The sequence below is a fragment of the Paraburkholderia sp. GAS206C genome (genome assembly GCF_050435645.1).
Classification (GTDB): Bacteria; Pseudomonadota; Gammaproteobacteria; order Burkholderiales; family Burkholderiaceae; genus Paraburkholderia; species Paraburkholderia phenazinium_B.
The window spans coordinates 513813-532853 of record NZ_JBNDKR010000006.1 but is presented as its reverse complement, the minus strand read 5'-3'; the positions used below and the strand labels follow the sequence as shown (position 1 = coordinate 532853).

General features: G+C 62.8%; 20 protein-coding genes. 9 read left to right on the top strand and 11 right to left on the bottom strand.

Annotation, left to right across the window (positions count from 1 at the left end; genetic code table 11):
• Nucleotides 1-393: 393 nt before the first annotated feature.
• From P3T20_RS19625 to P3T20_RS19600, 6 genes are all read right to left on the bottom strand, one after another.
• The gene (locus tag P3T20_RS19625; protein ID WP_143787517.1) at nt 394-1488 is read right to left on the bottom strand and encodes an asparaginase; all 1095 of its coding nucleotides are present in this window, start codon (nt 1486-1488) and stop codon (nt 394-396) included.
• A 41-nt stretch (nt 1489-1529) separates the two neighbouring features.
• On the bottom strand, nt 1530-2456 hold the full coding sequence (locus P3T20_RS19620; protein WP_074264860.1) for a CysB family HTH-type transcriptional regulator: 927 nt from the start codon (nt 2454-2456) through the stop codon (nt 1530-1532).
• 60 nt (nt 2457-2516) lie between these two features.
• Nucleotides 2517-3575, bottom strand: coding sequence for a sulfate/molybdate ABC transporter ATP-binding protein (locus P3T20_RS19615; RefSeq protein WP_074264861.1), 1059 nt, complete (start codon nt 3573-3575; stop codon nt 2517-2519).
• 26 nt (nt 3576-3601) lie between these two features.
• Nucleotides 3602-4570, bottom strand: a complete 969-nt coding sequence (gene cysW / locus P3T20_RS19610; protein WP_074264862.1) for a sulfate ABC transporter permease subunit CysW — start codon at nt 4568-4570, stop codon at nt 3602-3604.
• Nucleotides 4567-5475: a sulfate ABC transporter permease subunit CysT gene (cysT, locus tag P3T20_RS19605; RefSeq protein ID WP_074264863.1), complete on the bottom strand. Its 909-nt coding sequence runs from the start codon at nt 5473-5475 to the stop codon at nt 4567-4569. Before cysT ends, cysW begins: the two co-directional genes overlap by 4 nt.
• A gap of 118 nt (nt 5476-5593) precedes the next feature.
• The gene (locus P3T20_RS19600) at nt 5594-6634 is read right to left on the bottom strand and encodes a sulfate ABC transporter substrate-binding protein (protein WP_074264864.1); all 1041 of its coding nucleotides are present in this window, start codon (nt 6632-6634) and stop codon (nt 5594-5596) included.
• 330 nt (nt 6635-6964) lie between these two features.
• Here P3T20_RS19600 and lexA point away from each other — a divergent pair, with 330 nt between their 5' ends.
• The 3 genes from lexA (at nt 6965) to P3T20_RS19585 (ending at nt 8829) form a co-directional block, all read left to right on the top strand.
• Nucleotides 6965-7618, top strand: coding sequence for a transcriptional repressor LexA (gene lexA, locus P3T20_RS19595; protein ID WP_074264865.1), 654 nt, complete (start codon nt 6965-6967; stop codon nt 7616-7618).
• 30 nt (nt 7619-7648) lie between these two features.
• Nucleotides 7649-7993 carry a hypothetical protein gene (locus P3T20_RS19590; RefSeq protein ID WP_074264866.1) on the top strand — a complete coding sequence of 115 codons (345 nt, stop codon included), beginning with the start codon at nt 7649-7651 and terminating at the stop codon, nt 7991-7993.
• Between the two features lie 182 nt (nt 7994-8175).
• A complete protein-coding gene (locus P3T20_RS19585) occupies nt 8176-8829 on the top strand; it encodes a DUF2939 domain-containing protein (protein WP_074264867.1) in 654 nt (217 codons plus the stop codon).
• Nucleotides 8830-8950: 121 nt separating this feature from the next.
• On the opposite strand, the gene P3T20_RS19580 is transcribed toward P3T20_RS19585, so the two are convergent.
• Nucleotides 8951-9442 (bottom strand): universal stress protein, encoded by a 492-nt coding sequence (locus P3T20_RS19580; protein WP_074264868.1) that lies wholly within the window; start codon nt 9440-9442, stop codon nt 8951-8953.
• Between the two features lie 212 nt (nt 9443-9654).
• On the opposite strand from P3T20_RS19580, the gene nodI reads away from it, so the two are divergent.
• The gene (gene nodI / locus P3T20_RS19575; RefSeq protein WP_302050852.1) at nt 9655-10617 is read left to right on the top strand and encodes a nodulation factor ABC transporter ATP-binding protein NodI; all 963 of its coding nucleotides are present in this window, start codon (nt 9655-9657) and stop codon (nt 10615-10617) included.
• 87 nt (nt 10618-10704) lie between these two features.
• A complete protein-coding gene (locus P3T20_RS19570) occupies nt 10705-11532 on the top strand; it encodes an ABC transporter permease (RefSeq protein ID WP_074264870.1) in 828 nt (275 codons plus the stop codon).
• Nucleotides 11533-11550: 18 nt separating this feature from the next.
• On the opposite strand, the gene P3T20_RS19565 is transcribed toward P3T20_RS19570, so the two are convergent.
• The 3 genes from P3T20_RS19565 to mnmH form a co-directional block, all read right to left on the bottom strand.
• Nucleotides 11551-11973, bottom strand: coding sequence for a hypothetical protein (locus P3T20_RS19565; RefSeq protein ID WP_074264871.1), 423 nt, complete (start codon nt 11971-11973; stop codon nt 11551-11553).
• 249 nt (nt 11974-12222) lie between these two features.
• Nucleotides 12223-13281, bottom strand: coding sequence for a permease (locus tag P3T20_RS19560; RefSeq protein ID WP_429287578.1), 1059 nt, complete (start codon nt 13279-13281; stop codon nt 12223-12225).
• A 64-nt stretch (nt 13282-13345) separates the two neighbouring features.
• The gene (gene mnmH, locus P3T20_RS19555) at nt 13346-14587 is read right to left on the bottom strand and encodes a tRNA 2-selenouridine(34) synthase MnmH (RefSeq protein WP_083611519.1); all 1242 of its coding nucleotides are present in this window, start codon (nt 14585-14587) and stop codon (nt 13346-13348) included.
• Nucleotides 14588-14843: 256 nt separating this feature from the next.
• Here mnmH and P3T20_RS19550 point away from each other — a divergent pair, with 256 nt between their 5' ends.
• Nucleotides 14844-16244: a M20 family metallopeptidase gene (locus tag P3T20_RS19550; RefSeq protein ID WP_074264873.1), complete on the top strand. Its 1401-nt coding sequence runs from the start codon at nt 14844-14846 to the stop codon at nt 16242-16244.
• A gap of 137 nt (nt 16245-16381) precedes the next feature.
• Here P3T20_RS19550 and P3T20_RS19545 read toward each other — a convergent pair whose 3' ends face one another.
• Nucleotides 16382-17434 carry an NADP(H)-dependent aldo-keto reductase gene (locus P3T20_RS19545; protein WP_074264874.1) on the bottom strand — a complete coding sequence of 351 codons (1053 nt, stop codon included), beginning with the start codon at nt 17432-17434 and terminating at the stop codon, nt 16382-16384.
• Nucleotides 17435-17560: 126 nt separating this feature from the next.
• On the opposite strand from P3T20_RS19545, the gene P3T20_RS19540 reads away from it, so the two are divergent.
• The 3 genes from P3T20_RS19540 to P3T20_RS19530 all read left to right on the top strand — a co-directional run bounded on the left by P3T20_RS19540 (nt 17561) and on the right by P3T20_RS19530 (nt 19041).
• Nucleotides 17561-17773 carry a DUF3820 family protein gene (locus tag P3T20_RS19540; protein WP_074264875.1) on the top strand — a complete coding sequence of 71 codons (213 nt, stop codon included), beginning with the start codon at nt 17561-17563 and terminating at the stop codon, nt 17771-17773.
• A gap of 187 nt (nt 17774-17960) precedes the next feature.
• Nucleotides 17961-18227, top strand: coding sequence for a hypothetical protein (locus P3T20_RS19535; protein ID WP_074264876.1), 267 nt, complete (start codon nt 17961-17963; stop codon nt 18225-18227).
• A gap of 121 nt (nt 18228-18348) precedes the next feature.
• Entirely contained in the window at nt 18349-19041 is a 693-nt protein-coding gene (locus tag P3T20_RS19530) for a carbonic anhydrase (RefSeq protein ID WP_074264877.1), read from the top strand.

The following is a 19041-nucleotide window of genomic DNA, read 5'->3' as shown; positions in this document are numbered from 1 at the left end:
TTTTTCATCTCTGTGGCATGACCACAGGTTTGGAGGCGCTCAGCGGCAGCAACATGGGTTGACGTGCGTGGGTTTCACGGCATTCACATCAACCGGCAAGTGGGGCGTCCGGTGCGATGCGCGGCACGCGTAGCGCATCGGACAAATCGTGCCGCTCTGGGCTGAGAGCGGCAAGTGGGGTCCGCAGCGGCACCCGTCGACGGCGGGGAAGCCTTGGTCGGTCAGACGTCGTCGTCGGGTGTCCGGCTGTCGGATAGTGCACACTGATAGCATGCAAAAACAACGCGGCGATAAGGCAATCAGCCCTTATCGCCGCGTTTTCTTTTTTGCACGGACGTTTCAAAGCGCGCTCGAAACTCAACCCGTATCGCGCACGCTTCGCAGGTCGCCGCCTCAGTACGTGTCGAAGATCTTCTGCAGCGCCACCGGTCCGGTGCCACCCGCCGCGAGCGCCAGCATCAGCAGCACGCGCGCCTTGTACGGATTGAGCGAGCCCGCTGTGACGAAGCCAAGCGCATCGTCGGAGGCCGCGCCGTTGCGCATCACATGGCCCGAGCCGACCCGCGACGAGCGCACCACCACCACGCCCTGGCTCACCGCATCGGCAAGCGCCTGTTGCACCGACGCGTGAATCGAACCGTTGCCGGTGCCGGCTACCACAATTCCGCGCACGCCCGCAGCTACCAGAGCATCGACGCCGATCCGCGATGCGCCCGCATAACTCACGACAATCTCCACATTCGGCCACTTCGTGCCGATCACGAATTCCGTATCGACGGTGTGCGGACGCACGACCTTGCGCTGGAATTCCACGCGTCCGTCCTGCACCCAGCCAAGCGCGCCCACTTCCGGAGACTGGAACGCGTCCACTGCGTAGGTGCTGGTCTTGACCACATCGCGCGCGCTGTGAATGCGGTTGTTGAATGCCACCAGCACGCCCTGCCCGTGCGCGGCCTGGCTCGCCGCTACAGTGACGGCGTTGAGCAGGTTCAGAGGACCATCGGCGGAGAGCGCCGAAGAAGGCCGCATCGCCGCGGTCAGCACGACCGGTTTGGTGCTTTTGACGGTCAGATGCAACAGGTACGCGGTTTCTTCTAACGTATCGGTGCCATGCGTAATCACGACGCCGTCGATGTCATCGCTTGCCAGCAGCGCATTCACGCGTTGCGCGAGGGTCGCCCACAGCGCAAGCGCCATGTCTTTGCTGTCTATGCTGGCGACCTGCTCGGGCTGAATCTGCGCGACGCCCGAGAGCACCGGAACCGCTTCGAGCAGGCGGTCGACGCCGACCACGCCGGCCTGATAGCCGGAGGTGTTGGCGGCATCGGCGGCAGAACCGGCAATCGTGCCGCCCGTCGCCAGTACTGCAATGCGCGGCAGCGCGTGCGCGGCTTCGGAAGCGGCGGACTGGGAGCCGCTGGCCGGCGAAGCGGCGGCGGCAGAGCCGGCGCCCTGCGCGCCGGATGAGGAAGGAGTCGAAGTATTCATGGCGGCGATTGTAAGCGATGCGCCGCGCCAGCGCGCCAGCATCAATCCACTGCGCGCAACTGCGCAGCGATCTCGGCTTCCTTCAGCTGCGGCGCGAACATTTCCAGCAGACGATACGCATAAGCGCGCAGGAACGCGCCCTTGCGCAAGCCGACACGGGTCGTGCTCGCCTCGAACAGATGCTGCGTATCGAGCGCGACCAGTTCGGTATCGCGCTTCGGGTCGTACGCCATCGCCGCCACCACGCCAATGCCCATACCGAGTTCGACATAAGTCTTGATCACGTCCGCATCGATCGCGGTCAGCACGACGTCGGGCAACGCACCCGCCTTCGCGAACGCCTGGTCGATATGCGAGCGGCCCGTGAAATCCTGGTCGTACGTGACGATCGGAAACTCGGCAATCTCGTCGAGCGTCAGATTTTCACGCCCGACCAACGGATGCCCCTTCGGCACGACCACTACGTGATGCCACGAATAGCACGGGAACGTCACGATGTCCGGGAAACGGTCAAGCGCTTCGGTCGAAATCCCGATGTCCGCTTCGCCGTTGATGATCATCTGCGCAATCTGTTGCGGGCTGCCCTGGCGCAGCGCCAGATGCACCTTCGGGAACACTTCGGTGAACTGGCGAATTACCTTGGGCAGCGCGTAGCGCGCCTGCGTGTGGGTCGTAGCGACGACAAGGTGGCCACTATCCTGATCCGCATACTGTCTCGCGACGCGGCGCAGGTTTTCCGCGTCGAGCAGCATCCGTTCGATCAGCTGATGCACGGCCTTGCCCGGCTCCGTGAGGCCCGTCAGGCGCTTGCCACGGCGAATGAAAATATCGACGCCGAGTTCGTCCTCGAGGTCCTTGATCTGTTTCGACACGCCCGACTGCGACGTGTACAGCACGTTCGCGACTTCCGTCAGGTTCATGTTCTGCCGCACGGCCTCGCGCACAAAGCGCAGTTGCTGAAAGTTCATCTGTGTGTCTCCGGTTCAGCCAGAGTTAAGTTATAGAGTAGTAGCCAGGCAAGCGCACGTTCAATGCGCTGGAAAAACGCGCAACGCGCGCGGCACCGCCGTCACGCCGTCGCCGATATTCAGTTGCAGCGCGCGCCACGCTTCGCGATCCAGTTCCGCTTCGAGCACACTGCCCTCGCGGCCGGCCAGTTCGACCCGCACTGAACCACCCAGCGTCACGACGCGACGCACATCCACGACAATCCCATCGCGATGACCCAACGCCTGCGGATAAAGCTGCAGGTCATGCGGACGCACATAGGCGAACGCCGGACCTTCGAAGCCTGCGGCGGCAGCTACCGGCAACGCGGCGCCGTCCACCACAAAACCGTTGCTGTCGACCTTGCCGTGCAGACGGTTGGCCGCGCCGAGAAACTCATAGACAAACGAAGTCTGCGGATGATCGTACACGTCTTGCGGGCTGCCCACCTGCTCGACGTGACCGCGATTCAGCACGACGATGCGGTCCGCCACTTCGAGCGCCTCTTCCTGGTCGTGCGTGACGAAGATCGTGGAGATATGCAGATCGTCGTGCAGACGCCGCAGCCAGCTACGCAGTTCCTTGCGGACTTTCGCATCAAGCGCGCCGAAAGGTTCGTCGAGCAGCAGCACCTTCGGCTCGACCGCCAATGCGCGCGCCAGTGCGATGCGTTGACGCTGCCCACCCGACAGTTCCGACGGATAGCGTTGCGCGAGCCAGTCCAGTTGCACGAGCTTGAGCAGTTCATGCACCTTCTCGCGGATCACCGCTTCCGACGGCCGTTCCTTGCGCGGTTTCACGCGCAGACCAAAGGCGACGTTTTCGAACACCGTCATGTGACGGAACAGCGCGTAATGCTGGAACACGAAGCCGACCTGGCGCTCACGGGCGCCCACCGTCGCGACGTCCTGTCCTTGTAGCACAACCTGACCCGAGTCCGCATATTCGAGGCCCGCAATCACGCGCAGCAACGTGGTCTTGCCACAACCCGACGGCCCGAGCAGCGCAACCAGCTCGCCTGGCGGAAAGTCGAGCGAGACGTTATCGAGCGCGGTGAAATCGCCAAAGCGCTTTTGCAGGTTACGAACGGTGATGCCCATTGACTACTCCCATGCAACTTTATTGCTTACTGGATCGGCTGTTGCTTCGGCGCAAGTGCCGCGGACGACTGCGAAACGGTTGGACCGGCGTGCGCGGGAACATCGCGCGAGTCCGCCAGTTCTGCCGACAGATGCCGCTCGGCGAGCAGCTTGAGGCCCAGCGTGACGAGCGCCAGTAGCGCCAGCAACGAGGCCACGGCAAACGCCGCCGAGAAGTTGTATTCGTTGTAAAGAATTTCGACGTGCAGAGGAATCGTGTCGGTCTGCCCACGAATATGGCCCGACACCACCGAGACGGCGCCGAACTCGCCCATCGCCCGCGCGTTACACAGAATCACGCCGTACAGCAGACCCCATTTGACGTTCGGCAAGGTGACGCGCCGAAAAGTCTGCCAGCCGGATGCGCCCAGCACGTGGGCCGCTTCCTCTTCGTCGTTGCCTTGCGCCTGCATCAACGGAATCAGCTCGCGCGCGACAAACGGAAAGGTGACGAAGATCGTCGCGAGCACAATGCCTGGCACCGCGAAGATAATCTGCACGTCGTGATCCTGCAGCCACGGGCCGAACCAGCCCTGCGCGCCGAACAGCAAAACGTAGACGAGCCCTGAGACCACCGGTGAAACGGAAAATGGCAGGTCGATCAGCGTCGTCAGCAACGCCTTGCCCTTGAATTCGAACTTCGCGATACACCACGACGCCGCCAATCCGAACACCAGATTCAACGGCACCGCGATCGCAGCGGTCAACAATGTCAGCTTGATTGCAGAGATCGCGTCGGGGTCGGCGAGCGCTGCGAAGTAAAAGCCAACGCCCTTGCTCAATGCCTGATAAAAGACCGCGACGAGCGGGACCACCAGAAATAGCGTGAGAAACAGCAACGCGATGCCCGTCAGAAGCCAGCGCACGAGACGCGGCTCGCTCACCGGATCGTTACGGCGCAAAGCGTTCAGGCCAGTACTCGACACCGGCTGCAACGCAGCAGAATCGTGACTCATTGGACACCTCCTGTCACGCCTGCCGCACCGATAGCAGCGCCCGGGACAGGCAGCGCCGGCGCCGCCGAACCACGACGTGTTCGACGCTGCAGATACCACTGCAGCGTATTGATCAGCAGCAGCATCAGGAACGACACGACCAGCATCACGACCGCAAGAGCCGTTGCCCCAGCGTAGTCGTATTGTTCGAGCTTGGTGATGATCAGCAGCGATGTGATTTCCGACTTCATCGGCACATTACCGGCAATGAAAATCACCGAGCCGTATTCGCCGAGCGCCCGCGCAAAGGCCAGCGCGAAGCCGGTCAACAACGCCGGCATCACCGCAGGCAGCACGACGCGGCGAAACGTCAGCCAGCGCGACGCGCCGAGGCACGCGGCCGCTTCTTCCTGCTCACGCTCGAATTCTTCGAGCACCGGTTGCACGGTGCGCACCACGAATGGCAGACCGATGAAAGTCAATGCGACCAGCACACCCAAAGGCGTAAAGGCGACCTTGATCCCGAGCGGTTCGAGGAACTGGCCTATCCAGCCATTACCGGAGTAAACCGCCGCGAGCGAAATCCCGGCCACCGAGGTCGGCAGCGCAAACGGCAGATCGACGACGGCGTCAACCAGACGCTTGAACGGAAACGAATAGCGCACCAGCACCCACGCCACCAGAAAACCAAATACCGCATTGACGAGCGCGCCGCCGAGCGCCGCAAAAAAGGTCAACCGGTACGACGCCAGCACGCGCGGCGAAGCGACCGCGTGCACGAACTGCGTCCAGTCGAGCGAGGCGGTCTTGAGAAAGGTCGCCGCAAGCGGAATCAGCACCACGAGGCTCAGATACGCCACTGTGATGCCGAGCGTCAGGCCGAAGCCCGGTAAGGCGCTTGGCTTGCGGAAGGTCAACGTTGTCATGCTCGATGCTCTTTCAGGGTGAAAACCGGGTCGCGCGGCTGGCCCAGGCTAAATGGCCAAACGGCGCGCCCCTTGAGGCGCGCCGGACGACAGCCTGACTGCCTTACCTCGTTACGCCTCATTGCGGCGAGTAGATCGAATCGAACACGCCACCGTCTGCGAAGTGCGTTTTCTGCGCATTCGTCCAGCCGCCGAACGTGTCATCCACGGTGTACAGCTTCAGCTTCGGAAACTTCGCGGTCAGCGCGGCCGGCACCTTGTCCGAACGCGGACGGTAGAAGTTCTCCGCGGCAATCTCCTGCCCCTGCTCGCTGTAGAGGAAGTTGAGATACGCCTCAGCCAGCTTGCGTGTGCCATGCTTGTCCACCACCTTGTCGACTACCGACACCGGCGGTTCAGCCAGAATGCTCACCGACGGCACCACGATCTCGAACTTGTCCGGACCAAACTCCTTGAGCGACAGAAACGCTTCGTTTTCCCAGGCAATCAGCACATCGCCGATACCGCGCTGCACGAAGCTCGTCGTCGCCCCACGCGCGCCCGAATCGAGCACGCCCGCGTTCTTGTACAGCTTCGTGACGAATTCCTTGGCCTTCTGATCATTGCCGCCCGGTTGATGCTCGGCATACGCCCACGCCGCCAGATAGTTCCAGCGTGCGCCGCCCGAGGTTTTCGGGTTCGGCGTGACGATCGACACGCCCGGCTTCACCAGGTCGTCCCAATCCTTGATGTGTTTGGGGTTGCCCTTGCGCACCAGAAATACGATCGTCGAGGTGTACGGCGCGGCGTTGTCCGGCAGACGCTTCTGCCAGTTCTTGTCGACGATGCCCTTGCTGGCAAGCGCATCGATGTCATAAGCGAGCGCGAGCGTCACGACGTCCGCCTGCAGCCCGTCAAGAACCGAGCGCGCCTGCGCACCTGAGCCGCCATGCGACTGCTTGAAGGTGATCGTGTCGCCGGTCTGGGCTTTCCACTGTTTGCCGAACGCCTCGTTGATCTGCTGGTACAACTCGCGCGTTGGGTCGTACGACACATTCAGCAGCGTCGTGTCCGCCGCCTGCGTCTGTCCGGCCAGCCCAAGTGCCGCTGCGGCGCCAAGCGCCAGCACCGTGATGAGCTTCCTGGTCCTGCGTGCGAGCCCCGTGCCCTGATCGATCATCCAGCTTCTCCGCGTGGTGGTCAGGCGAGGCAACGTGCCCCTTCCTGTCTGTTGTGTTTGGTGTTTGAGGTCTTGCGCGCGTCTTGCCTGCGTCGACTCGAGGCCCAGTCTATCGAAGGGCTTTCATCATTAAAAATAATGTTTCTTCATTTTTTAATACTCAAAAGTGGTAATGACAGCCAGACGCGGCGTTGCGGCACGAAAACCGGTGTTAGGACGCCGTCTGACGGCGTTCCACTGACACCCAGGGTCGAGAACTTAAAGTAAAGCTTGAATTGCGCCGGATACTGTATAAAAATACAGTCACCTGTCTATCCATACAGTGACCCCATGACCAAACTCACCGCACGACAGCAAGAAGTTTTCGACCTGATCCGCCGGGCCATCGAACGCACCGGTTTTCCGCCCACCCGCGCGGAGATCGCCGCCGAGCTGGGCTTCAGCTCGGCTAACTCGGCGGAAGAGCACTTGCGCGCGCTTGCTCGCAAGGGAGTCATCGAGCTCGCCGCGGGCGCGTCGCGCGGCATCCGGCTACTGCTGGCCAGTCAGGACGACGGGCCGCATCAGTTCACGCTGCCGCACGCCAGCATCATGCAGTTGTCGCTGCCGCTGGTTGGCCGGGTGGCCGCGGGTAGCCCGATCCTTGCGCAGGAACACGTCTCGCAGCATTACGCCTGCGACCCGGCGCTCTTTTCCAGCAAGCCGGACTACCTGCTGAAGGTGCGCGGGTTGTCCATGCGGGACGCCGGCATTTTCGACGGCGACCTGCTCGCCGTACAGAAGAAAAGCGAAGCCAAAGACGGCCAGATCATCGTCGCGCGGTTGGGCGACGACGTGACGGTCAAGCGTCTCAAGCGCCGGCCGAATGGCATCGAGCTGATCGCCGAGAACCCCGATTACGAAAATATCTTTGTTCAGGCCGGCAGTGCGGAATTCGCACTGGAAGGCATCGCAGTGGGGCTGATCCGCCCCACTGAGTTCTGAACCTTGCCTGAACAACGACTGGAGAGAATCATGGAACGCCTTGCCCGCCTGCTGCCCTTCCGTCAGTTCGGTCGCCTGCGCCATTTGCGCAATCTCGTACCGTGCGCGCCGATCGAGGCGTCCAGTGTTACTGCTTCGCTGTTCGACGACCCGCAGCCGCATGCTTCGACCTTGCCGTCGGCGCTGCCGGCCTTCGCACGGGTGTCGCTAAATTCAGGGCTCAATACGGCGGAGCCAGCCCGGCGCGCGCCGGTGCGGGTGTACCACGGGCCGTCGCGTCTGATCATGGTCGGCACGGTGGACGCCGTGTGCCGCATGATCGACCGCTGCATCGCCGAAGAAACGGCCGGCGTGCAGAATGCGATGTTCGAGTAAGCATCCGGAAGAAAGCCCAGAGGTGGGTGAACCGGCCGTCAGGCAGTTCGCGCACCCGGTAAAGATCATTACGTGAGGTTGCGCGCGGTTGGCTCAGGGATAATCGTGCATCGGTCGTATGGGGATCGTTTTCCCGCGAATGCGGTCCACGTTTGATCACACCTCACGGAGAAGCTCGCCCGATGGCTGTTTCAACACCTGCAAAACGCGGCGTCGCGCGGCCGCTGATCGTCACAGTGCTTGTCATTGTGGTCGTGGCTGTACTCGGGTACGGCTATGCGTCGCCGTATCTCGCACTCGATCGCCTGAAACGCGCCGCCGATGAACGTGACGCGCAAACCGTCAGCGAATATGTCGACTATCCCGCGTTGCGCGAAAGCCTGAAGGATCAGATTGCGGGTCTGCTGACGAGAAAGATCCAGGCGCGTGCCAACGGCAATCCGCTCGCGGCCCTCGGCGCGATGATAGGCGTCGCACTCATTGGCCCGCTGGTCGATGCTTACGCAACCCCAGATGGCGTCGCCGCACTCCTGAACGGAATGCCGCCGCGCGGCGATCCGACCCAACGGCCACCGGTACCGCCCGATGCGCCGGCGAACGCGCCAGCCAATGCGCCTGCCGGCAGCGCAGACTCGACGCCGACGGCGCCCGCTCCCGCGACGGCTGGCTCACCGACAACCCCGCCGCAACCGCCGCAGACAACGGCCGCCTATCGTGGCATCAATGAATTCGTCGTCACGTATCAGCACGGTGTCGGCGATACGCGCTATGCCGCGATTCTGCGGCGCGAAGGATTGTTCTCATGGAAGCTGGCCGCGGTAGATCTGAACGGCTAGCGCTCGCCGTGCGGCGAAGCAATGCGCCTTCACCAGTCAGGCCGCCCGCTCCCGCGCAGCCTGACTGTACCCAAGGCACGACCCGACCCGCAAAGGCGCGCCTCTGCCACTCCGCTCTATCTCAGGCCGCAGTGGTAGCTGCAGCAGCCGGTGCAGCGGCCTGCTCCTGCTCTTGCGCCGACGAACACGCCACCAGAATGCTGCACGAGATGCGGTCGAGCAGCGGCGTATTGCCCGCGCCCATCCACCAGCGCGAGAGGCCGGTGCGGCAACGGTGACCGACCACCACGAGATCCACATGCAGCTCGTTGGCGAGATTGGCGATTTCGTCTATGGGATGGCCGAACGCAAAATGACCTTGTGCGGTGACGCCCCGCTCCGTGAGCCACTCCACACCTTCCTGCAGGATGTCGCGAGCGGTTTTCTCGAAGCTGCCGCAGGCCACATCGGTCAGGAGACCGGCGCTTTGCGCAATGCTCGAGCGCATGTCGACAACCGACAGCAGATGTGTTTCCGCCTTCAGGTCCAGCGCCAGGTCGGCGCCGCAGCGCAGCGCCTTGCGGCCTTCGCGCGAGCCGTCGTAGCACAGCAGGATTTTCTTGTAGCTCGCCATGATGTTCTCCCTACCGCGTCGATCGCGGTCTCTGTCATGAATCATGGTGCGCCGCAATTCAGCTTGCAAGGGTTGGAAAACGCTAACTGGGTACTAACAGCACGCTAACAACACATCCGTTGTCCCCAGCCACCTCGCGCATCATGCCGCAGCGCAGGAACCCGCACCCGAGCAGTGCACGAGTGCCGACATGAAGCCGTCGATGCCCTAAAATGGGCAGCTTTACGGCCCTTCACATCTTTCGGAATCCACAACGACCCATGCCAGAAGCCGCCATCGAATTCGTACAGGTCCACAAGCGCTATGGTGGTAAGACTGTCGTTGACGGCCTGTCGTTCCATGTACATCCCGGCGAGTGTTTCGGCCTGCTTGGCCCAAACGGCGCAGGCAAGACCACCACGCTGCGCATGCTGCTCGGCATCGCGGCTCCGGACGCCGGCACGATCCGCCTAGGCGGTGAACCGATTCCATCACGCGCCAGGTATGCCCGCGCGCGAGTCGGCGTAGTGCCGCAGTTCGACAACCTCGATCCGGATTTCACCGTGCGCGAAAACCTTCTGGTGTTCGGCCGCTACTTCGGTCTGAGCGCGGCGCAAACGCGCGCCATGGTGCCGTCGCTGCTCGAATTCGCGCGGCTCGAAAGCAAGGCAGATGCGCGGGTCGGAGAGCTATCGGGTGGTATGAAGCGGCGTCTCACACTGGCCCGCGCACTCGTCAACGACCCCGACGTGCTGATCATGGATGAACCGACCACCGGGCTCGATCCGCAAGCGCGCCATCTGATCTGGGAACGCTTGCGCTCGCTGCTCGCGCGCGGCAAAACCATTCTTCTGACCACGCATTTCATGGAGGAAGCCGAGCGGCTGTGCCATCGCCTGTGCGTGATCGAAGAAGGACGCAAGATCGCGGAAGGCGCACCGAATGAATTGATCGTTTCGGAAATTGGCTGCGATGTGATCGAAATCTATGGACCGGACCCTGTCGCGTTGCGCGACGAACTGGCGCCGCTTGCCGAACGTACGGAGATCAGCGGCGAGACGCTGTTCTGCTATGTCACCGACGCGGAGCCGGTACATGCCCGCCTCAAGCAGCGCGCGGATCTGCGCTATCTGCACCGGCCAGCCAATCTCGAAGATGTGTTTCTGCGGCTCACAGGCCGTGAAATGCAGGACTGAGCCATCAATGCACGGGCAAACAAAAACAGCCATTGCATCGACCCACGCATAGACACAAGTTTCGACTCAATCACTCACCGACCCGCCATGGACGCACGCACCTACGACACCCCCAGCCAGGCTGCGCCTGCGAGCGAACCTTTCGCGGCCCTGCCCGCGAACGCGGTCAACTGGATCGCGGTATGGCGGCGCAATTATCTGGTGTGGCGCAAGCTTGCCATTGCGTCGATGTTCGGCAACCTCGCCGATCCGATGATCTATCTGTTCGGTCTCGGCTTCGGACTCGGCCTGATGGTCGGCCACGTCGACGGCGTGTCGTATATCGCGTTTCTCGCGGCCGGCACTGTTGCATCGAGCGTGATGATGTCGGCGAGCTTCGAATCGATGTACTCGGGTTTTTCGCGCATGCACGTGCAGCGAACGTGGGAGGCGATCATGCACACGCCGCTCACGCTAGGCGATATCGTACTGGGCGAAGTGATGTGGGCCGGCAGCAAGTCGATGCTGTCCGGCGTGGCGATCATGCTGGTCGCCGGAGCGCTCGGCTATGCGAGCTTTCCGTCGATGCTGCTGGCATTGCCTGTCATCGCGCTCACCGGCCTCGCCTTCGCCAGCGTCGCGATGATCGTGACGGCGCTCGCGCCGTCGTACGATTTCTTCATGTTCTATCAGACGCTGGCGCTCACGCCGATGCTGCTGCTCTCCGGCGTGTTCTTTCCGATCGCCCAGCTGCCACCCGTCGCGCAATTCGTCACGCAGTTGCTGCCGCTCGCGCATGCGGTCGATCTGATCCGCCCTGCGATGCTTGGCCGGCCGCTCGACCACGTAGCGTTGCACGTCGCCGTACTGGCCGCCTACGTGGTGGTGCCGTTCTGTATCGCAGCCGTGCTGTTTCGTCGACGGATGATGCGCTAAGGCGCATCTCGCTCGCGCTCAGTCTTCGTCGTCGGTCCAGGGTATATCGACGTCGGAGATGAACGCGACCGTCGCGAACGGTCCGCCTTCCTGGCGGCCGATCTTGCCGTCCGCGCGCTGCCACTCGACGCGAAACAGCGTGCCCGGATCATCGGCAATCAGGCGAACCGTGCGCACTTCGTCGGGATCGGACTCTTCTACCGGGCCGTCGAACGACACCAGCAGTTCCTGGGGCCACAGGCCGTCGGCCGGATCGTAAATGCGATCGCCATCGGGAATCAGCGTGAAGGCGTCGACGCCGATCGTCGCCGAGGCGTCGACGATCATTTTGCCCAAGGCGCGCAACAGCGCCGTAGCGCGCGCCGAGTTCGCCTGGCGGATCGCGAGGTCCCCGCGCGTCAGCGCCTGTTCAAGCTTCGGATTTGTTTTTTGTTGGGCCATTCGATTTCCTGATTGCAATTGCTCGAGTGTATGCGGCGGGTCGCCTGCGCACCGGTGACAAAGGTGCACGCCGCTTGTGCTTCGCTTATTGTTTTTTGGGCTGAAAATCGTACCACTAGTCGGCATCGCCATGACATCCAGGCCATCGCGCATTCGATCCCGGCACCTCCAGTTCCTCAGTTTAGGTCGTGATTCGACAACTGGCAGCGGGATTTGTCGGCCGCAATGGGGGCGAGCGCCCGCTCGCGCTCAGAATCCGAGCGCGACAGCCAGTCCACCCGCCAGCAAGCCAAACAGCACCACCGAAACGGCCACCACCGTCAGCAGACGCGGCCGGAACGAGCGTGCCAGCATCGCCAGCGAAGGGACGCTGATGGGCGGCAGGGTCATCAGCAGCGCACCTGCGGGGCCGACGCCCATGCCTAGCGAGAGCATCGCCTGAATGATCGGCACCTCGCCCGCGGTGGGGATCACGAACAGCATGCCGGCGACCGCCAGCGCGAGGATCCAGCCAAACTGGTTGCCGATCTCCGGGCCGACGTGCGGAAAGAGCCAGGCGCGCGCTGCACCGAGCAGCAGGATCAGGACGGTATATTCGGGGATCAGGCGCACGGCCATGCGGGCAAACAGGCTGAGCCAGCGCACGAAGGGATTGCCTCGCTGCTGCTCCTGCGATGCAGCCAGTTGCGCCAGTTGCCCGTCGGCCGCGGCGGCCTCTTGTGGCGTCACGAGCCGGTTCACCAGATAGCCGAGGCCGAACACCATCAGTACGCCCAGTACGAGACGCAGAGCCGCCCAGTTCCAGCCAAGCACGAAACCCATGAAGACAAGCGTGGCCGGATTGAGCACCGAATTGCCGAGCCAGAAGGCGATGGCGCCGCCGGGCGAGGCCTGGCGCTGCCGCAAGCCGACCACCACCGGCGCCGCGCAGCAGGTGCACATCATGCCGGGGATGGCCAGCAGGCCGCCCGCCGCCACACTGCCGAAGCTGGTCTTGCCGAGCACGCGGGCGATCCATTGCACCGGCAAGAGCACCTGCACGGCCGAGCCGAGCACGAGGCCGAGCACCATCGCCTGCCAGATCGCCTTGCCGTAGGCGAGCGCGTAGCCGAGTGCCGCCGCCAGCGACGGCGCGGGCGGACTGGCGTCCGTACCCATCAGGATGGATTTGCCGATCGAATGCGTCTCCGCGGCCGTGAAGGCGCGGTGATAGTACGGAAACCACTTCACATAAAAGAGCCCGGCGACGGCGACCAGCAGAAAAATCAGCCATCCTGAGGCGGGTTGGGTTGAGCGTGTGGTGTTCATTGTTATCGTTTGTTTGGGTTTGAACCGGAAACTGGGCTACCTGGGTTTAAACTGGAAACTCGGGCTAGCCGGGTTTGATGGCCACAGGACGCGGCGTAGCGCCATTCGTCGAAGCGCTTGCTGACGATGCCGCCGACGTGGCAGAGACCGCTGAGGCGGCCTGAACAACCGCCTCAGCGCCCTGCTGCGCGCCCGCGAGCGCCTTTCCCTCCGTCGCGGCCAGTTTCGCCAGCAACGCCGTTGCCTGTCCGACGCTGTCGGCCGCGTTTGGCCTGAAGCTGAAGTGCAGCGCCTCGCCGAGGCGCTTGAAATGCTGCCGGCTGCTACGTTGATAAGCAGGATCGTAGTGCCGTTCGATCAGTTCCCCGAACAGCTCGGCGCGTGTGGCTGCAATATCCGCGCGGTCTACGCCTTCCATGGCAGGCGTGCTGCCCGCGTCGATCAACTGCTGCCAGTGCCTGACCTGCTCGCGACTATGCAAGCCAATCAGTCGTTCGAGCTGATGCTTGAACGATGCCGGGTCGTCGAACAGATGCGCATAGTCCTGCAGCAAAAACGTGATGCGGTCGTCATGCGTAGTGTCGACTTCCACACAGGCGCCGCGATGAAAACGCTCGAACAGCGCTTGAGGCAGCGTGATCGTGCCGATGCGCCGGCTTTCCGCTTCGACGAACACTGGCCGGCGCACGTCGAAGCCCGACAGCACGCCGATCAGCGCGGTATCGAAGCCCTTTTGCGCGGGCTGCGGCTGATCGGGCAACGCGCCGAGCAACGAGCCGCGATGACACGCAAGCGCTTCCAGATCGAGCACCTGCGCGCCGGCTGCGTGCAGTGCCTGAAGCAGCCGCGTCTTGCCGCTACCGGTATGGCCGGTCAGGACGACGTACTCGAACTGCTCCGGCAAGCTCGCGAGCGCCGCGACCACCGAGCCGCGATAGGCCTTGTAGCCGCCGTCGAGCTGACGCGCCTGCCAGCCGATCAGGTTGAACCAGGTCGTCATCGAGCCGGAGCGTTTGCCGCCGCGCCAGCAATAGATCAGCGGGCGCCAGTTGCGCGGACGCTCGGCAAAGGTCGTCTCGAGATGCGCCGCGATATTGCGCGCGACCATTGCCGCGCCGACGCGAGTGGCCTCGAACGGCGAGACCTGCTTGTACATCGTGCCGACGATCACGCGCTCCTCGTTGCTCAGCACCGGCGCGTTGATCGCACCCGGGATGTGGTCTTCGGCAAACTCGAGCGGCGTGCGAACGTCCACGATCTCATCGAATCGCGCCAGTTGATCGAGCGGAACAAGCAGATTTTTCAATTGAACGACGCGTGAAGAGGGGCCGAATTCGAATGAAATAGCCGGAATGGCGGCAATCGGCAAGCCAGAATTATCGCATGGGGTGGACGGGCGGCGGCAGGGACGCCTTGAGCGCTGCAATCGGGCAATCTCGTCAAACGCCCCGGGCTTTGCCATTTCGGCAACGCAAGCTTCTAAAGACAATGATTGTGACAAAACAGGCACCCTCCTAGAATCGATCGCACCCCTGCCCTCTATCGCCCCACCGGAGACGACCGTGACCCGCGACCAGGCTATCCAGCACGCAACCCACCACTTCGATTCGGGCGCGTTTCTCGCCGACCTCAATCGCCGCGTCGGCTTTCGCACCGAGAGCCAGGAGCCTGAACGTGCTGCCACCCTGCTCGCCTATCTGACCGGCGAGATCGTCCCGGAGGCTGAGCGCCTCGGCTTCGAAACGCGCATCTTCGACAACCCGGTGGCTGGCGCCGGCCCGCTCCTGATCGCCACGCGGCACGAAGGCGACGACCTGCCGACCGTGCTGATCTACGGCCACGGCGACGTGGTCCGCGGCTACGACGACCAGTGGCGCGAGTCGTTGACGCCATGGACCGTGAAGGTCGAGGGCGAGCGCTGGTACGGCCGCGGCACCGCCGACAACAAAGGCCAGCACAGCATCAATCTGGCGGCGCTCGCCAGCGTGCTCGACGCACGCGACGGCAAGCTCGGCTTCAATGCCAAACTGCTGATCGAGATGGGCGAGGAAACCGGCTCGCCGGGACTCGACGCCTTCTGTCACACGCACAAGGAAGCGCTCGGCGCGGACGTGCTGATCGCCTCGGACGGCCCGCGCCTCGCGGCGCGGCGCCCCACGGTCTTTCTCGGCTCGCGCGGCTCGATCAATTTCCGGCTGGAGTTGAACCTGCGCGAGGGTGCGCATCACTCGGGCAACTGGGGCGGGCTGCTCCGCAATCCCGCCACGGTCCTTGCCAATGCGCTGGCAAGCCTTGTGGACGCACGCGGCGTGATCGCCGTCGAAGGCCTGCGACCGCCGCCGATTCCGGACGCGGTACGCCGCGCGCTCGCCGATATCAGCGTAGGCGGCGGTCCGGGCGACCCCGCCGTCGACAACAACTGGGGCGAGCCCGGCCTCACCCCGCCGGAACGCGTGTTCGGCTGGAACAGCTTCGAAGTGCTGGCGCTCAAGGCCGGCAATCCCGAGAATCCAGTCAATGCGATTCCCGCGTCCGCCTTTGCGTATTGCCAGTTGCGCTTCGTGGTGGGCACCGACTGGCAGAACCTCGCTGGGTATCTGCGCACCCATCTCGATGCACACGGCTTTCCGATGGTCGAGATCAAAGTCGAGCGCGGCGCGCCGGCCACGCGACTCGATCCTGACGACCCGTGGGTCACGTGGGCCATCGCATCGCTCGAACGCACTACCGGCAAAAAGACGGCGGTCCTGCCGAACCTCGGTGGCACGTTGCCCAATGAGGTGTTCGCCGACACGCTAGGCCTGCCGACCATCTGGGTGCCGCACTCATATCCGGCCTGCTCGCAGCATGCGCCGAACGAGCATCTGCTCGGACCGGTGGCGCGTGAAGGACTGCAGATCATGGCGGGGCTGTTCTGGGACCTCGGCGAGAACGCACCCAAGGTGCCGGCAGCGAGCGCCTGAGACCAGCACTTGCCGAGTCGACGCGAGGACCGCGCCAGGACGGCGCCACGACAATGCCACGCAGCACGCAGCACGCCACAATAAACAACGGGCCCGCTTGCATACGCAACCGGGCCCGCTTCTTTTCCTACCGCAACTTACGGCGCAGGATTCGGCTGCCGCTCGTGCAATGCGTCGATTTCAGCCAGCACTTCCGGCGAGAGCTTCACGTCCACGCTCGCGATATTCTCCTTCAACTGCTCGAGCGAGGTCGCGCCGATCAGATTGCTCGTCACGAAAGGCCGGCTATTGACGAACGCCAGCGCGAACTGCGCGGGCGACAGGCCATGCTGTTTCGCGAGTTCGACGTAACGGCTGGTCGCCTGCACGGCTTGCGGCTTGCTATAGCGCTGGAAGCGTTCGAACAGCGTGATGCGGGCACCCGCCGGACGCGCTCCACCTTCGTACTTGCCTGAGAGCCAGCCGAAGGCAAGCGGTGAATACGCCAGCAGACCAACGCCATCGCGATGCGTGAACTCGGACAGCCCGGCTTCGAACGTGCGGTTCAGCAGGCTGTACGGATTCTGGATGCTGACAATGCGCGGCAAGCCGAGCTTCTCGGACGCGTGCAGGAACTGCGCGACGCCCCAGGGCGTTTCGTTCGACACACCGATATGCCGCACCTTGCCTTCCTTGACGAACTCAGCGAGCACCGACAAGGTTTCTTCGATCGGCACCGTATAGGCATCTTCAACCCACGGATACGCGCTACGGCCGAAGGTCATCGTGCTGCGATCGGGCCAGTGCAACTGGTACAGATCGACGTATTCGGTTTGCAGGCGCTTGAGACTGTCGTTGAGTGCCTCAGTCAGATTCTTGCGGTCGAACTGATTACCCTCGCCGCGAATATGGCGTGGATTATGCGGCTGACGCGCCGGGCCGGCGATCTTGGTCGCGAGTACGATTTTTTCGCGCGCGCTGCGATGCTGCGCGAGCCAGGTGCCGATACAGCGTTCGGTCGCGCCCTGGGTCTCCGGACGCGGCGGCACCGGGTACATTTCGGCGGCATCGACCAGCGTAACGCCGTGGTCGAGTGCATAGTCGATCTGCTCGTGCGCTTCGCGCTCGCTGTTCTGCTCGCCCCAGGTCATGGTGCCGAGACCGATCAGGCTGACCTCGATGTCGGAGTTGCCTAGTCTGCGGTATTCCATCGAACTGTTCCTGTTGGTTGGTTGATTGTACGAAAGGCCACGAAGTTACCATGCCGGCAGAATGCTTGCAGCGCAGCTAAAATGCAGGCCTCACGTCACTCCGGTAAGCTCACCTCAACCCTCGCGATGAATCCAGAACACCTCGAATTGCTGGTCACTCGCGTCATGCCTTTCGGAAAATATAAAGGCAGATTGATTGCGGATTTGCCGGGTCACTATTTGAACTGGTTTGCGAGTCAAGGCTTCCCTCCAGGCGAAATCGGCCGCCTGTTGGCGCTTATGCACGAGATCGATCACAACGGCCTCAAGTCGTTAATCGAACCACTACGCAAACGTTGATCGTCGAGCTTTCAGTTCTGCAAAATCAGTCGACAGTTTCATCACCAAAGCAATACAGAATGAAAGCTGTCGGGCGTGCTGTTTCTTCTGTAAAAAATATTAACGTTTTGCGGCTTGACCCATCGGATTCATCGCGTTGTAATCAGCACCACTGATCCGTTTCTCAGTTCAGATCCCGTTTGCTTCTATGCACAATCTCAGCCTCATTCATCTGCTGGAATACATCGGTCACGACATGTCGCCCGTATGGGCCGTCATTGCATTCTTCATGTTCGGCTATGTCATCGTGGGCCTGCCTGTCCACTTCCGCCAGGGTGCTGCGTCGCGCGACGTCTGGGGCACGGCGGCCGGTGTGACAATGGCCGCGTTGTACGCCGCGTTCCTCGTGTGCGTGTACCCGATGTTGCATCATGCGTTGCATTTGCCACCGCCAGCGATCAGTGTGACGCACTAGCACTGCAACATAACCGCCCAGCTATAGGATTGACTCATTCGATCCGTCATAATCCGGTCTTGGACCCCGTAGCCAAAGGGGGACATGCTCGCGTCATGGTTCCACGCCCGGAGAAACACACATGCAGGACATCATCGAAGGCTTTCTGAAGTTCCAGCGGGAAGTGTTCCCCGCCCGCTCCGCGCTCTTCAAGCGCCTCGCCAGCAGCCAGCAACCTGGGGTGCTGTTCGTCACCTGCTCCGATAGCCGCGTGGTACCCGAACTGCTGACGCAACGCGAGCCTGGCGATATGTTCGTGATTCGCAATGCCGGCAATATCGTGCCGTCGTATGGACCGGAACCGGGCGGCGTCTCGGCAACCGTCGAATATGCGGTGGCGGTGCTGGGCGTCAGAGACATCGTCATCTGCGGGCATTCGGACTGCGGAGCGATGACCGCCATCTCGAGCTGCATGGACCTCGATAAGCTGCCCGCCGTGGATGCGTGGTTGCGGCACGCCGATGCGGCCAAAGCCGTCAACGCCGCCCACAATCATGCGACGCCCCAGGCGCGCCTGAACGCACTGGTGCGCGATAACGTCGAGGCACAACTCGCCAACATCAGGACCCATCCGTCGGTTGCGGTGGCGCTCTCGCAAGGGCGCCTCAACCTGCACGGCTGGGTGTATGACATCGAGCGAGGCGCAATTGACGCTCTCGACGGTTCAGCCAACCCGCCAAAGTTCGTTTCGCTAGGCGAGCATCCCGATGTCCGCGCAGTGCGCACACGTCCCGATGACGCCGCCAAGCCGCGGCCAGCCGGTCAGGCCGGATAG